This is a genomic window from Nostoc sp. DedVER02, from assembly GCF_034530675.2.
Classification (GTDB): domain Bacteria; phylum Cyanobacteriota; class Cyanobacteriia; order Cyanobacteriales; family Nostocaceae; genus Nostoc.
In genome coordinates this window covers 44,244-59,284 of sequence record NZ_JAVRCP020000039.1, presented here as the reverse complement: position 1 = coordinate 59,284, position 15,041 = coordinate 44,244, and the positions used below count along the sequence as shown (strand labels likewise).

Annotated in this window: 9 protein-coding genes; 7 read left to right on the top strand and 2 right to left on the bottom strand. The window is 42.8% G+C overall.

Features of this window, described 5'->3' with window-relative positions; all coding sequences use genetic code 11:
* Positions 1-122: 122 nt before the first annotated feature.
* Entirely contained in the window at positions 123-1,976 is a 1,854-nt protein-coding gene (locus RMZ41_RS26615; protein ID WP_322639707.1) for a vWA domain-containing protein, read from the bottom strand.
* 289 nt (positions 1,977-2,265) lie between these two features.
* On the opposite strand from RMZ41_RS26615, the gene RMZ41_RS26610 reads away from it, so the two are divergent.
* The 7 genes from RMZ41_RS26610 to RMZ41_RS26580 all read left to right on the top strand — a co-directional run bounded on the left by RMZ41_RS26610 (position 2,266) and on the right by RMZ41_RS26580 (position 13,686).
* Positions 2,266-2,622: a Rieske (2Fe-2S) protein gene (locus RMZ41_RS26610; RefSeq protein WP_322639708.1), complete on the top strand. Its 357-nt coding sequence runs from the start codon at positions 2,266-2,268 to the stop codon at positions 2,620-2,622.
* Positions 2,623-2,919: 297 nt separating this feature from the next.
* A complete protein-coding gene (locus RMZ41_RS26605; protein WP_409876020.1) occupies positions 2,920-3,120 on the top strand; it encodes a hypothetical protein in 201 nt (66 codons plus the stop codon).
* Positions 3,121-3,243: 123 nt separating this feature from the next.
* Positions 3,244-3,453, top strand: coding sequence for a hypothetical protein (locus RMZ41_RS26600; protein WP_322639705.1), 210 nt, complete (start codon positions 3,244-3,246; stop codon positions 3,451-3,453).
* A 330-nt stretch (positions 3,454-3,783) separates the two neighbouring features.
* A complete protein-coding gene (locus RMZ41_RS26595) occupies positions 3,784-5,448 on the top strand; it encodes an FAD-dependent oxidoreductase (RefSeq protein WP_322639704.1) in 1,665 nt (554 codons plus the stop codon).
* Between the two features lie 230 nt (positions 5,449-5,678).
* The gene (locus RMZ41_RS26590) at positions 5,679-7,094 is read left to right on the top strand and encodes an ATP-binding protein (RefSeq protein ID WP_322639703.1); all 1,416 of its coding nucleotides are present in this window, start codon (positions 5,679-5,681) and stop codon (positions 7,092-7,094) included.
* 549 nt (positions 7,095-7,643) lie between these two features.
* On the top strand, positions 7,644-7,988 hold the full coding sequence (locus RMZ41_RS26585) for a hypothetical protein (protein ID WP_322639702.1): 345 nt from the start codon (positions 7,644-7,646) through the stop codon (positions 7,986-7,988).
* A gap of 73 nt (positions 7,989-8,061) precedes the next feature.
* Entirely contained in the window at positions 8,062-13,686 is a 5,625-nt protein-coding gene (locus RMZ41_RS26580; RefSeq protein WP_322639701.1) for a PAS domain S-box protein, read from the top strand.
* Here RMZ41_RS26580 and RMZ41_RS26575 read toward each other — a convergent pair.
* On the bottom strand, positions 13,683-14,873 hold the full coding sequence (locus tag RMZ41_RS26575) for a GNAT family N-acetyltransferase (protein ID WP_322639700.1): 1,191 nt from the start codon (positions 14,871-14,873) through the stop codon (positions 13,683-13,685). The two genes, RMZ41_RS26580 and RMZ41_RS26575, sit on opposite strands and share 4 nt — an antisense overlap.
* Between the last annotated feature and the right edge of the window lie 168 nt (positions 14,874-15,041).

The window sequence follows — 15,041 nt, the reverse complement described above, 5'->3', positions numbered from 1 at the left end:
TTTATCCAGTTTTTGAGGAGGAGGAATCTGTTAGTTCTAATGCAACATTTTAGCTGTGTCAGTCCACTACAAATACTTAGATTTTTCAGAAATCAAATATGATTCCTATATTGGTTAGAATTTTACGGCGATACAGTAATAGTAGGTTGGACAAATCGCTTAATTTCACCACAGGCAATATAAGACTTGCCATCGGGTGCTGTTTTCACTTCATCAACAACATAAAGCATTCCTTCTTCACGAACCGATCGCGGAAAACGCATGTTCCAATCGGGTTCATATCCGTCGGAAACTACCCTAGCACGTAACTTGCTGCCATCTTTGACGCACTGAACAAGAATGCCGTCCTTTACAGTGTCAATTGTGGGAAGGTCGGCGGCACTGGCGGGGCCTTTAGAGGCTTTGCCTGTGCTAGCAATATTTGATTGTCTAGGAGCAACGAAGATATCTGTTTCACCGGGTTGAGCAAAACGAGTGATATTGCCACGTACACGATAAAAAGTGCCTTCGCTCGAAAGTTCTAACCCTTCAACAACGTACCTTGCTCCCTCAGCCCGAATACTCCGGGGAAACTGGACATTCTTACTGGAATCATAGCCCTCGGATATGACTTTAACTCGTAGTTTACCCCCTTCCCGAACGCAATACAGTTCAACACCTGAACCGACTTCATTTACAACTGGCATTGCGTACACTTCATCGCCAGCAGTGACACCGCGCCCCACTAAATCGCTGCGATTGCGGTTCATGGTTTGGTAAGACTGATCTCGCAATTCTTTGCGGCCGGCATTACCCAGAGCTTTTTGAGCGATTCGACCTGCGAAATACTCAAGTTGCTCGATCTCTTCAGCAATTTCAAAATTCTCGTTTAACCCTTTATCCCGCAAATCTTTCACAACGGTACGGAGGATTTCTTCGGCTTGTTGGTGTTTGCCATGTTCAGCTAAATCGAGGGCAGTTTCTTTGGCCTTCGCAATGGTAAGGCGGCTCAGTTCAAGAATGATATGGCTTGTAGAGGCAAAAGCTGCTTCCTCAACAGTGCCAACTTTAGCGATAATATCTGCTGTGCCTGAGACGCTTTGAATAAGATCATTTTGGACAACATCGGCACTGTAATGCAGTTTCATCACAGGTAACTCGCCAACTTGAGCGCTTGATATCAGTAAACTTAAGCCGAGAAGTTTGTCTTCACCTTCATAAAGCTCTCCCAAAGCGATCGCAGGTTGACCAGCATCATTCTGGCTAACTTTGGCTAGACTTAAGGTATCAACCAAGCTGACACCATCAGCTAACTCAAGTGTCACCTTCAGGTTTTGTCCTACTACTGCTCTGAGACTGTCTAGCTCAATACTAAATACTTCAGTTGCTTCATCAATGCTTTGAATAAAGTAGAAGTTGCCTGTAGCGGCCCTTGCCATCCCAATCAGTAAGTCTTCATTGAAACCCTGAGCAAAACCTAATGTAGTTGTGGTGATACCTTCCTCTGCTTTTTGCGCTGATGTCGCCGTTAGTACCTTGGGGTCTTGAATCCCCATATTGGCGTGACCATCGGTAAGCAAAAGAACACGATTGATTTTTTGGGGATCTAGTCCCGCTTTGACGTGTTCGCAGCCTTTGAGCCATCCCCCCGATAAGTTGGTAATACCGCCTGCTCTAACTTTACGGATCGAATTTTTCAGTGTAGCTTTGTTAGTCACAGTTTGGGGTGGTACAACGCTGTCTACTTCATCGTCGTAAACAACTACTGAAAGAATGTCATCAGGCTCAAGTTGATCTACCACAGACTCAGCAGCTTTGAGTGCATGATGTAAGGGAGCGCCTGCCATAGAGCCGGAACGGTCAATTACAAGAGAAAGGTTAAGATTTCGCCGGGGAGATTCAGCTATATCAGCACGAAAACGTAGCAGAATATTAGTCTTTAATGAAGACCCTGCGGGCAGAATAGACTGGTCAAATTCGTAACTTGTCTTAATCATTTTTTATATTTCTCAAAATTGGTTTTTATAGGCTAGAAGCCTTATGAAGCTGGCATAAGAAGTACTTTCTTTAGTTTACCCAGAATTAATTTTATCCAGTGTGAAAGAAGAACTTAATGTAATATTTTATAGCTTTAATACTTCGCTAGTCTTAGCAAAGCCTGTCATAGATATCGCTCTTTCGGGAAAAATTTGCGAACTACTGAACTTTTGCCCAGTACTGAAAGGCGATCGCACTGGTCACAATTGCGGGAAACTGAAAGCAGATCAATTAGGAAAGGAGAACCTAATGAGTTGGACTAAAGTTCTTGCAGTTGAAGCACTTTCCCCAGGTACGCGAGAAGTGGTGAAAGTTGGCAACCGGAAAATTCTACTTTTGAATCACGAAAATCAGCTTTATGCTGTAGATAATACCTGTCCTCACTTAAAATTACCTCTGAAAAGTGGCAAAATTAAAGATGGGACAATCGTTTGTACTTTCCATCGCAGCGCTTTTGATCTACGGACTGGTGAAGTACAAGACTGGTGTTCTTGGCCACCTGGTGTAGGGAAAGTACTCTCTTTGGTTTCACCACCAAAAGCACTGCCAGTATTTCCTCTTCGTGTGGAAGAAGGCAATATCTGGGTTGATGTGCAAGAGGAATAGTACCCCCTCTTGATTTAGTTACACTTTTTGGGCATGGGGAATGGGGAATGCCAATGCCCAATGCCCAATGCCCAATGCCCAATGCCCAATGCCCAATGCCCCAATTGAATCTCAAGAATTTTATTACACCTTGATTAGATAGTTGTATCTGAAATCCAATTTCAGTTACCCTAAATGACCAAAATAGCTTTATGATTCTCTACAAAAGCATATTTGAAATTATTTTGGTAGTAGACCTAAATATTCTCAAGCCCGTTCTAGAACATTAGGATTTACGCACTGTCCAATATGACTATTATGTGCATAACGATTGGTTCAGAACACAAGTCCGTTGGTTCAGAACACAAGTCTGTTGGTTCAGAACACAAGTCTGTTGGTTCAGAACACAAGTCCGTTGGTTCAGAACACAAGTCCGTTGGTTCAGAACACAAGTCTGTTGGTTCAGAACACAAGTCCGTTGAGCCTGAAATAACTTATTCTCGTAAATTCATACCATGATTAATTTGTACAGTGCGTAAGTCCTAAACACGAGCAATTACTTAAAAGTGATTTGTGCAATTTTAGTATTGAACGTGAAGATTCTTACAGGGTTAAAGAATAAAGTGCAGGGGGATGAAAAGTATGGCTGAACACTCATTTCATGACCAACTGAGTTTAGAGGAACAAGCTGAGAAACTTGGAAAGCAAGCAATAAGCTTGGGTTTGATTCCAAGCTTTGTGGTGCATTACTTTCCTGATACTTGGGTATTTTATATACCTAATGAAAGTCAATCAGAAGCGCTGACACCAGAAGAGGCATACTTTCGTTTAAAGCAACTGGTGAAACAATGAAAAGGAGTCAGAAGTCAGAAGTCAGAATTCAGGAGTCAGAATACCCCATGTCTGTCCCTTGCGCGTCTCCAAGAGTTATCAGGGGTTTCAAGCAAGGAATACTTTTTTTCTCCTCCACGACTGTCCCTTGCGCGTCTCCAAGAGTTGTCGTTTGCTCTAGACTATGATTCAGACGCTCCAGGATGAGCTAACGCTGCGCTATCCACTATGAAGTTCAGAATTCAATTCTTAATTCTGGCTCCTGACTCCTGAATTCTTCTTCGGTAAATATTTTAAAACAGATTTTTGAAGATAACAGCTAGGTACTGTAATCGTTAAATAACAGTAGTTATGGCGAAACCCGCAATTTTAACCGTCGATGACGATCCAGAAGTATTGCAAGCAGTGTCACGAGACTTGCGGCATCAGTATGGCGATCGCTTCCGCATTGTCCGGGCGGATTCTGGTATTACTGCTCTAGAAGCGGTGCAGCAACTCAAATTACGGAATGAAGCAGTTGCTCTGTTCTTGGCCGATCAAAGAATGCCCCAAATGGGAGGTGTGGAGTTTCTTGAACAGGCAAAACTCATCTTTCCTCGTGCAAAACGTGCTTTGCTGACGGCCTATGCAGATACGGATGCTGCGATTAAATCAATCAATAGCGCCAAACTTGATTACTACTTACTCAAACCCTGGAATCCTCCAGAAGAAAAGCTATATCCGGTTTTGGATGATTTGCTAGATGACTGGCTAGCTGGATTCCGCCCACCCTTTGAAGGAATTCGAGTCATCGGTAATCGCTGGTCGCCTTTCTCCCATCAGGTAAAAGACTTCTTGGCGCGTAACCAGATTCCCTACAAGTGGTTGGATATTGAACTGGAGCCGGATGCCGCGAAATTAGTAGAATACGCAGAAACTGATGGCAGACAGCAATTGCCCTTGGTGCTATTTCCTGATGGTTCCCGATTAATTCAACCATCGAATTTAGAGATTGCCGCTAAAATTGGACTGCAAACCCAGGCAGAGCGACCATTTTATGACTTGGCGATCGTGGGTGCTGGGCCCGCCGGACTTGCCGCCGCAGTCTATGGTGCTTCGGAAGGATTGAGTACTGTCTTAATTGAGCGTGAGGCTCCGGGCGGGCAAGCAGGAACAAGTTCGCGTATTGAGAACTATTTAGGGTTTCCTGTTGGTTTGAGCGGCAACGATTTGGCAAGGCGGGGAGTCACCCAGGCGCGGCGATTTGGAGTAGAAATTCTCACTCCTCAAGTAGTAACTGGAGTTAAGCTGCAAGATCCTTATCGGGTTCTGCAATTAGCAGATGGTAGCGAGATAAGTTGCCATGCGCTTTTAGTTGCAACCGGCGTTTCCTACCGTTGGCTGAATATCCCAGGAGCCAAGAAGCTGACAGGGGCAGGAATTTATTACGGCGCTGCTATGACTGAGGCGATCGCCTGTACCAATGAAGAGGTTTACCTAGTAGGCGGGGCAAACTCTGCTGGACAGGCAGCAATGCATTTTTCTAAGTATGCCAGCAAAGTGATTATGTTAGTGCGGGGTGAGTCGCTTTCATTAAGTATGTCCCAATACTTGATTGACCAAATTGCGGCGACTGCAAATATCCAAGTTTGCACTAATTGCAGCGTTGTGGAAGTGAAGGGAGATGAACATCTAGAAGCAATTACGATCGCCCATAGCAAGACTGGACAAACTGAAACCGTGCCAGCGCGATCGCTTTTTATCTTCATCGGTGCTAGCCCTAAAACTGATTGGCTCGATGATGTTATTCGACGCGATGCTCAGGGGTTTATCCTCACAGGCCCCGACTTAACGCACAATGGCAAATCTCCTCCAGGCTGGCAGTTGGAACGCTCACCTTTTTTGCTAGAAGCCAGCGTTCCTGGGATCTTTGCAGCCGGAGATGTGCGAGCCGGGTCAATTAAGCGGGTGGCATCCGGTGTGGGTGAAGGTTCCATCGCCATTCAATTCGTTCACCGCTACCTGAGCAATGTTTAGCTAATTCGTAATTCGTAATTCGTAATTCGTAATTAATGACAAACTACACAAAGCTTACTCAAAAAAGTTTTCCATCTTTTAGCCTAGTCTTGAAACAATACTTTCTTTCACATTTGGTATTTAGATCGATTCTCCAAAAGAATACTACAGGTGGAAGCTACAAAGCCCAGGTTATATCTAACCCTCTTAATTACGAATTACGAATTACGAACTAGTATAGGGGGTTTTTCATGTTGTGTGTTGAAGAATTGATCGACTTAGACCCGTTTCAACAGCTTTCTAAAGAGCAATTAGAGTGGGTTTGCGATCGCGCTCAAACAGTTGAACTTTCTGCTGGAGAAGTGTTGTCTCATGAGGGAGACCCTGTATGTCGGTTATTTATCTTAGTCAAAGGTAAAATCAAGATGACTCGCCGCAGTCAAGGAGTTGAAATTCCCATCGGGCAACATGATGCCCCATCTTTTTTTGGTGAAATTCCAATACTTACAGATGAACCTGCACCTGTCACAATGCGGGGATTGACAAATTGCCACCTCTATCAAATCAAAGGAGAAGATTTCCGTAAACTGCTGCATGAATGTCGTAATTTTGAGCGGATGGTCTTCCGCATTATGGAACGTCGGCTGCGGGGATTAGAGTCTTTTATTCGAGGGCGGGAAAAGATGGCAGCTTTAGGGACACTTGCCGCCGGTTTAGCTCATGAACTTAACAACCCAGCCTCAGCCCTAGTTCGGACTTTAGGGGAAATGCCAGCTGCCATTCTGGAACTACAACGAATGAACTTAGTTTATGGGCAACGCAATGTAGAGGAAGCCCATACTCAAGAATGGTTGAGTGTGCGCGATCGCGGTTATGATGCGATTTTAAATAATCGTCTAGATCCGGTGACACTAAGCGATCGCGAAACCGTGTTACTGGAATGGCTAGAAGATTATGGTGTGAAGCAGGCATGGAAATTATCAGAACCTTTAGCAGAAGGTGGTGTTGAGGTCGAAACCTTAGATCGCCTCATGGAACGTTGGCGCAACGACGAGACTGAATTGCGAGAAATCGGATTGCACTGGCTATCGCTCTCCTTTGAAGTCATATCAATGATTAAACATGGTTTACGAGGAGCCGAGAGGATTTCCGAACTTGTGCAAGCGATGAAGTCGTACTCTCATCTGGATCAAGGCGTTCAGCAAGAAGTGGATGTGCATCAAGGTTTAGAAGATACATTGCGATTGTTCGTTCATAAACTCAAATCCGGCATCCAAGTACAACGCAATTACGATCGACAGCTTCCTAAAATCCTTGCTTATGGCAGCGAACTGAATCAGATATGGACAAACTTAATTGACAACGCCATTGATGCAATGGATGGTAAGGGACTGCTGGAAATTACAACATACCATTGCGATCGCTTCGCTCATATTGACATCATCGATTCTGGTAGTGGAATTCCATCTGAAATTAAAACCCGCATTTTTGAACCTTTCTTCACCACCAAATCAGTGGGGCGTGGTTCAGGACTTGGTTTGGAAACTACTCGCCGGATTGTAGAAAATCGCCATCACGGTACGCTCTCATTTGAGTCCCAGCCAGGGAGAACTTGTTTTAGTATTTGCTTGCCCTTATCCGACGTTCCGCAAGCTAGCTCAACATAGTAGATAATATTTCTGACAGACGCTTCCACAATAATAGTATTTATACTTAGGTATTGACATGTCAGTAGTCACATTGGTTAGGACATTTTGAAAGCATGAAAACTAGGAATAATGAAGAAGGGGAAAGGGGAAAGGGGAAAGGGAACCCATACTTCAAAGCAGGGGTTTCAAGTATGGACGCTGATTTTTCTCTTTACGAGACGCTAAGAGCGAACGCACTGGGTGTCTCAAAAATCTTCTTTTAATATTTTTCATATTTAAAAATACTTGCTCTATACCGTGTGGGAAAAGCTTTAACTTTAATTCCTTTACCTCTTCCTCCGCCCTTTTTCTCCAGAGGGGGCCCCACCTTCCGCTTTTCCTCTCTTCGGTAATAATTTTACATTCTGCCTCCTGCTATAAAAAGGGTTTTGGCTTAATTTGACTCTTTTATACCTTAAACTAAAGTCTGGTGGTAAGTAAGCATAATTGAATACAATATGTTATTGCGAGAGGCTGCGACAATATTTGCAACCATAAAATATATTATACAAAATTTCGGTTTTCTTTTTGAAAATATACGTAGGATGTGAGCGCAAAGAGTACGGCATCAAACCCTTGATAATAGTGCGTTACGAACTCAGTTCTAACACAACGCCAGTTGCTACAACGGATAGCGTCGGCGGCAAGCGAGTCTCTCTTGTCGGAGACGCTACGCGAACGAGCGTCGGGAACCTCCCTTCGGGTTCGGGGGTTTGCAATCGACGGGAACCGCCAAGACTGCGACCCCCTCACCGCAACGCCCTGGCTCCTCTACAATACCTAATTTTGCTCAAAAATCAAATAGTAATCCTATATCTATTTACACCCATCTACTTAAGTGATAATAATTTTATTTACACTCTTTTTATATAGTTTTGCTTTCTGATTTCATGTTCAGTTTGATTTAAAAAATTATTACTAATTGAAAATTTACTTAGCAAATGATATGGATATTCAAAAAATTAAAATTTTATTAGTTGATAATAAATTAGAGAATATAAAATATTTATCAAACATTCTTGAAAACCAAGGTTATCAGTTGCAATTTGCCATGTCTGAAGAATTGGCAATCAATATGCTATCTACTCCACCTGATTTAGTTTTGCTAAACTTTTCCATATCAAATATGGATGGCTATAAATTTTATCAACAGGTGAAAACCTACCAAAAAACTGAAAATACTCCGATAATTTTTTTTGGTATTTTAGATGAATTAGCTGAAGAAATCAACATTTTTGATTTAGGCAATGTTGACTATATTACTCAACCCTTCCAAACTAAAGAAGTTTTATTCCGCATCCAAAATCAATTAACTATCCAAAGGCTAAAACAACAGTTAAAAGAACAAAATATCCAACTGCAACAGCAGATTCAAGAAAGTCAACGGATTGCTTCTGAGTTAAGCATTTGCAACAAACAGATAGAAGATATTTTCCAAAATCTTCCTGTTAGCCTTGCTAAAACCTTTTGTAGAGAAGTTTACCAAAGCGATCGCCTTTTAGTCGAAGCCGCCCTCAAAAAGAGCGAGAATCAGTATCGCCACCTAGTGGAGACATCCCAGGATATGATCTGGTCGGTAGATATTGATGGATTACTTACCTTTGTCAACCCGGCAGTTAAGCAGATTTATGGCTATGAACCCCAGGAAATGATTGGACGGCCTTTGACTGATTTCATCTCGCCGAGACAAATTGCTCAAGATAAAGTAGCGTTTGAGGGTGTTTTACAGGGAAAGTCGCTCTTTCAGTATGAAACTACCTGTGTAGCTAAAGATAATACTTTACTTTATCTAATGTTTAATGCGATCGCATTACGCAACGAAGAAGGTCTAGTTATAGGCATGACAGGCACTGCTAGTAATATTACTCAGCGTAGAGGTGTAGAAAAATTACTCCAAGAGAGCGCGATTAAGCTCCGCAATCATAACCTAGTGCTAACCCAACTAGCACAAGATAAAACTCTTTATCAAGGTGACTTAAAAGCAGCTTTAGGTAAGATTACTGAAGCTGCCGTCAAAAATATTGGAATGGAACGAGCTAGTATCTGGTTGTACGACGAAACAGGCTTGAAAATCGAGTGTTTTGACCTATTTGAAGGCAGCCCTAATCAACATAGCCAAGGAGCTTCCTTATCAGCAGCAGACTATCCAGTTTATTTTGCAGCTTTGCAACAAGACCAATCAATCGCCACAGATGATGCTTATCAAGATATCAGAATTAGAGAATTTTCTGCATTTTACTCAAGATTAAACGTTACTTCCGTACTCGATACACCCATTCGGCTGGAGGGCAAAACCGTAGGAGTCTTATCTATGGAAGCCGTGGGAGTTGCTCATCATTGGACGTTAGAAGACCAGAACTTCGCTCGTTCTCTGGGCAATTTAGCCTCATTGGTATTGGAAGCAATAGAACGCCAACGCGCAGAAGCAGCGCGACGGGCCTCTGAAGAAAAGTTAGCATCAGCTTTTCGGTCATCTCCCGATCCAATTGCCTTAATTACTCTTCCGCACAAACGCTGTGTTGAAGTTAACGACAGCTTTTGTCGGTTTTTTGGTTATTCTCGTTCTCAGGTGATTAATCGCACCGATCGAGAATTGAATATTTGGGCGAATCCAGAAGAATATAATTTCCTGGCTCAAATGCTGCAAAAAACTAAAGCCATCCGTAACTACGAAGTTGATGTCTGCACTTGTTCAGGAGAAATTAAGACAACATTGTTGAGTGCGGAAATGATCGAGATAGATGGAAAATGGTATGTACTAGGCACAGCAAAAGATATTACTGAACGCAAACAGGCAGAAAACGAAAGCCGTTTGTTATTGTTGACAACCCAAGCCATCACTCGCGCCGGTGATGTCAATAGCTCATTAGCGCTAGTCTTACGCTTAATTTGTCACACCATTGGCTGGGATTTTGGTGAAGCATGGATTCCTAATGAAGATGGTACTATTTTAGAACAAAGTCTAGGCTGGTACGGTGAGGAGAGCAGTTTAGAAGAATTTTGCCGCCAAAGCCAAGCTGTGAAATTTCCTCTGGGAGTGGGGCTACCAGGAAGAGTTTGGCAAAGCCAAGAACCAGAATGGATAGAAGATGTTTCGGAAGTCACAAAGCCAATTTTTTTGCGATCGCAACAAGCAGCAAAGGTAGGATTAAAAGCTGGTTTTGGTGTTCCCATACTGGCGGGAAACGAAGTATTGGCTGTTTTAGTATTTTTTAAACGTAGTTCAGTATCGGTAGATAGACGTTTGCTCTTGCTAGTAAACGCTGTTGCTGCTCAGTTAGGTGGGTTAATTGAACGCAAAACTCTAGAACAAGAACTAGCGCTCAGAGAAGCCCGCCTCAATGCCTTTTTTAGCAGCGCTCCCGTCGGCATGAATATTGTAGATAACCAGCTACGGTTTGTGCAAATCAACCAACCCCTAGCGGACATTAATGGATTATCCCAGAAAGATCATATTGGCAAGACCATCCATGAAGTCTTACCCCAGATGGCCCCTCTAATAGAACCAATCTATCAACAGGTTCTCTTAACTAGTCAACCACTTCTAAATCAAGAATTAAGCAGCGCATCAATTCAACAACCAGATATTATCCGCCATTTCTTAGTTTCTTATTTTCCGATTCCTGGTGAAGACGATCGCCCCTCTGGTGTAGGTACGGTTTTAGTAGAAATTAGCGAACGCAAACACGTCGAACAAGAACTGCGTTTAGCCAACGAACGCCTACAATATCTGCTTACTTCTAGCCCTGTGGTGATTTATAGCAGCAAAAAAACATCAAGTAACTTTAAGTTTAGCACTACCTTTGTTAGTGAGAATGTTAAGGCAATGGTTGGCTACGAAGCACGGAATTTTCTCGAAAATCCCAATTTCTGGCTTGATCGCGTCCACCCAGAAGATGTTGAGCTAATCTTAGAAAAATTTTCTCAGTTGGTTGAGCAGGAGTACAGTTTTTACGAATACCGCTGGTTACACGCCGACGGAACTTATCATTGGTTTTACGAAAAGATGAGGCTCATCCGTGACGAAGCTGGTAAACCGATAGAATGTGTTGGTTTTTGGGCAGACATCAACGATGTTAAACTGGTAGAATTAGCTTTGCAATCAGGTAGGCAGCAATATAAACTTTTAGCAGAAGCCTCACCAGTTTGTATATTTCACACCGATGTGGATGGCAATGCCTTATATTTTAATCAACGCTGGAGTGAAATTACTGGATTTAATTTAGAAGAGTCTCTGGGAACAGGTTGGACAAAAGCTGTACATCCAGACGATCGCGAGCAGCTGCTGTTGGTATGGAATCAAGCCAGAATTGCCAAAACTACATATAAGTACGAACATCGGTTTTTACGTGATGATAGTACGGTCGTCTGGGTAATTTGTCAGGCTTTGCCAGAATTTCGAGATGATGGAGAAATCAAAGGCTACATCGGTACAATTACAGATATTACCGAGAGAAAATTGGCAGAAGAAGCCCTGTGTGAGAGTGCAGAAAGGGAAAGAGCGATCGCCCAAGTTATTCAAAGGATGCGCCAAACACTGGATTTAGAGACTATATTTGCAGCTACAACCCAAGAATTACGGCAAGTACTCAATTGCGATCGGGTTGTTGTCTATCGTTTCAATCCCCACTGGGCTGGCGAATTTGTCTCTGAGTCAGTAGGTAATGGTTGGATTTCTCTCATCGAAGAACATAACAATAACCCTTATCTTACAGAGGGTGTCTTAGATGATGGTCGTTGCCTAGCAAAAATCTTGGATAGAGAAGATAATCATCTAGAAGATCCTTATCTGCAAGCAACTCAAGGTGCAAGTTTCCTCTGTGTCCCAGACATTTACAACGCTGACTTTCATCCTTGTTACATCAGCCTCTTAGAGCGCTTTCAGGCAAAAGCTTACATTATTGTCCCCATTTTATATGGTAGTCAGCTTTGGGGATTACTAGCGAGTTATCAAAATTCCGATATCCGCCAATGGAAACCAGGAGAAATCAACATCGCAGTTCAAATTGGCAATCAGTTGGGTGTCGCTTTACAGCAGGCACAATTACTAGCGCAAACTCAAAGGCAGTCACAAGCGTTGCAAGAAGCTGTGATCGTTGCTGATACTGCCAATCGTGCCAAAAGTGAATTCCTTGCCAATATGAGCCACGAACTACGTACCCCACTCAACGCCATCCTCGGTTTTACCCAAGTTATGAGCCACGATCTTGCTTTATCTACTGAACATCAGCAAAATCTAGCAATCATCAATCGTGCAGGCGAACATCTCCTCAACTTAATCAACGACATTTTAGAAATGTCTAAAATCGAAGCTGGCAGAATCACATTAAATATCAACAGTTTTGACTTAATTCGTCTCTTAGAAAATCTCGAAGAGATGTTGCGCTTCCGCGCCACCTCTAAAGGATTAGAATTAATTTTCGAATATACATCTCACCTCCCCCAATACATCCAAGCTGACGAAAGTAAACTGCGTCAAGTCTTGCTTAACCTCTTGGGAAATGCCATCAAATTTACCGATACGGGAAGAGTGATATTACGGGTGGGGGTGGGGCATGGGGCATTGGGCACGGGGCATGGTGAAGACATTTTATCCAATGCCCAATCCTTAATCTTCGAGGTTACGGATACTGGCCGCGGTATTGCCCCACAAGAAATTGACTTGTTGTTTGAAGCTTTTGGGCAAACTGAAACTGGAAGAAAATCGCAACAGGGAACAGGATTAGGTTTAGCAATTAGCCGCAAATACGTGCAACTAATGGGGGGAGATATTAGTGTTACCAGCATTATTGGCGAGGGAAGTAAATTTGCCTTTGACATTCAAATTAGTTTAGCCACAGCTAGCGAAATCCAGATTAAGCAAATTAGACGGCAAGTTCTGAGTTTAGCACCCACTCAAAGCGAATATCGGATCTTGGTGGTTGATGACTCCATAGACAGCCGTTTAGTATTGGTAAAAATACTGACATCTATCGGTTTTGTAGTCCAAGAAGCAGCAAATGGTATCGAAGCGATCGCAGTTTGGCAGAAATGGCAACCACACTTAATTTTAATGGATATGCGGATGCCGATTATGGACGGCTACGAAGCCACAAAAATTATTAAAACCAAAGAAGAAACCTTAATTTCAAATTCTAAGACAATTATCATCGCCTTAACTGCTAATGCCTTTGAGGAACAGCGAGAGGCAATGATTCAAGCGGGTTGTGATGATTATATGAACAAGCCTTTCCGCGAGGAACAATTACTAGAAAAATTAAGCGAATATTTAGATGTTCAATATATTTATCAAGAAGATAATTATCAGATAGGAAACTCAAAAGAAAAGATAGCAACATCCATCTTGAAGCTTACAGACTTAGTGCCTATATTATCTGAAATGTCGCCTGAATGGGTGAAGCAGTTGTATACTGCCGCAGCCCAATGTAGCGACGACTTAATTTTAGAATTGATTGAGCAAATCCCTTCAGAAAAGGAGGATCTGCAAAATTTTATTAAGAATTTAGCTCAGGACTTTCAGTTTGAGAAAATTATGGAATTGACGAGTATTGCCGGAATATTATCCAATTAATCAGAATTGGAGATTTTCTCACTAAATGGCAACTCTGCATTAATCGCCTCAATTTCTTGCTGTTCTAGTTGATTCACTTCCTTAATATAGGGACGAATAATTTGTCCTAGACGATTGTTGTAAAAGCGGTGCAGACTGTGATTGGGCATAGCCGGGAAACCGCGCCGTTTTTTGTGGCGGCCACCTGCACCAGGATCAAAACTTTGGATATTGTTAGCGATCGCCCACTCAATCGGCGCATAATAACAAGCATCAAAATGTAAGCAATCTATTTCTTGGAAACTTCCCCAATAGCGTCCGTAGAGTTTTTCATCTTTAAATAAACAAAAGGACATTCCTAAAGGATGAGAATTATCTTCCTCGCTATATGCAGCAAAAAACACAACTCGATGGCGATAATCGGCGTGTAGCTGCTCAAAAAACCGCTTTGTCAGATATTTGCTACCCCACCAGCCAAACTTATCACAAGTGTCGGCATAGAACTGGTACATCAAAGGAAATAAAGACTGAGGAATTTGATCGCCACTCAGCGCTTGCAATCGCAAGCCTGCTTTCTCCACAGCTTTGCGTTCTCGCTTAATATTGCGGCGCTGATTAGCGTTGAAAACTTTCAAATAATCATCAAAAGTTTTAAAGCCAGAATTTTCCCAGATGTAGCTGTGGTGAAGCCAAGTTGTAAAACCATGCCGTTCCAGCATCGGCCGCCATTGGGGATCAACGTAGAGAAAATGACACCCAGAAATCCGATTTTTGGAGCAAAAAGTGTCAATTTCATGCACCATCATCGCTGTGATTTCATCCTCATCTTCCCCTGGGGCAATTAAAAACCGATAACCTTCAGCTGGGGTAAATGGTGTCATTCCCAGCAATTTTGGGTAATATTGGACTCCAATGCGAGTGGCTAACTCTGCCCATTGGTGATCGAATACAAATTCACCAGAACTATGTCCTTTGAGATAAAGTGGCGCAGCCGCAATCAGCGTTCTATCTCGCCACAATGTCAAGTGATTTGGCAACCAACCAGCTTTAGCAGTAGCACTCTGGGAGGTTTCGAGATTATTCAGCCATTCCCATTCTAAAAACGGCGTTTGGAATGGCATTGCCAAAGCATTCCAGGCATTTTGGGGTACTTCAGCAATTTTGTTCGTCCAAACAACAGAATAGCGAGGTTTTAGTTGTTCCACCATATTAGGGGGCAGGGGGGCAGGGGGCAGGGGGCAGGGGGCAGGGGGCAGGGGGCAGGGGGCAGGGGGACAAGAGGGAATTATTGAATAAGTCTCCCCCCTCTTCCTTGTCTACCTTGTCTCTTCTTCATGCCCAATGCCCAATGCCCAATTACCAATAAATAGCGTAAT

What these genes read in the sequence shown, in the direction of transcription:
- RMZ41_RS26615 (WP_322639707.1), bottom strand. Translation starts at nt 1,976, where the DNA reads ATGATTAAGACAAGTTACGAATTTGACCAGTCTATTCTGCCCGCAGGG.
- RMZ41_RS26610 (WP_322639708.1), top strand. Translation starts at nt 2,266, where the DNA reads ATGAGTTGGACTAAAGTTCTTGCAGTTGAAGCACTTTCCCCAGGTACG.
- RMZ41_RS26605 (WP_409876020.1), top strand. Translation starts at nt 2,920, where the DNA reads ATGTGCATAACGATTGGTTCAGAACACAAGTCCGTTGGTTCAGAACAC.
- RMZ41_RS26600 (WP_322639705.1), top strand. Translation starts at nt 3,244, where the DNA reads ATGGCTGAACACTCATTTCATGACCAACTGAGTTTAGAGGAACAAGCT.
- RMZ41_RS26595 (WP_322639704.1), top strand. Translation starts at nt 3,784, where the DNA reads ATGGCGAAACCCGCAATTTTAACCGTCGATGACGATCCAGAAGTATTG.
- RMZ41_RS26590 (WP_322639703.1), top strand. Translation starts at nt 5,679, where the DNA reads ATGTTGTGTGTTGAAGAATTGATCGACTTAGACCCGTTTCAACAGCTT.
- RMZ41_RS26580 (WP_322639701.1), top strand. Translation starts at nt 8,062, where the DNA reads ATGGATATTCAAAAAATTAAAATTTTATTAGTTGATAATAAATTAGAG.
- RMZ41_RS26575 (WP_322639700.1), bottom strand. Translation starts at nt 14,873, where the DNA reads ATGGTGGAACAACTAAAACCTCGCTATTCTGTTGTTTGGACGAACAAA.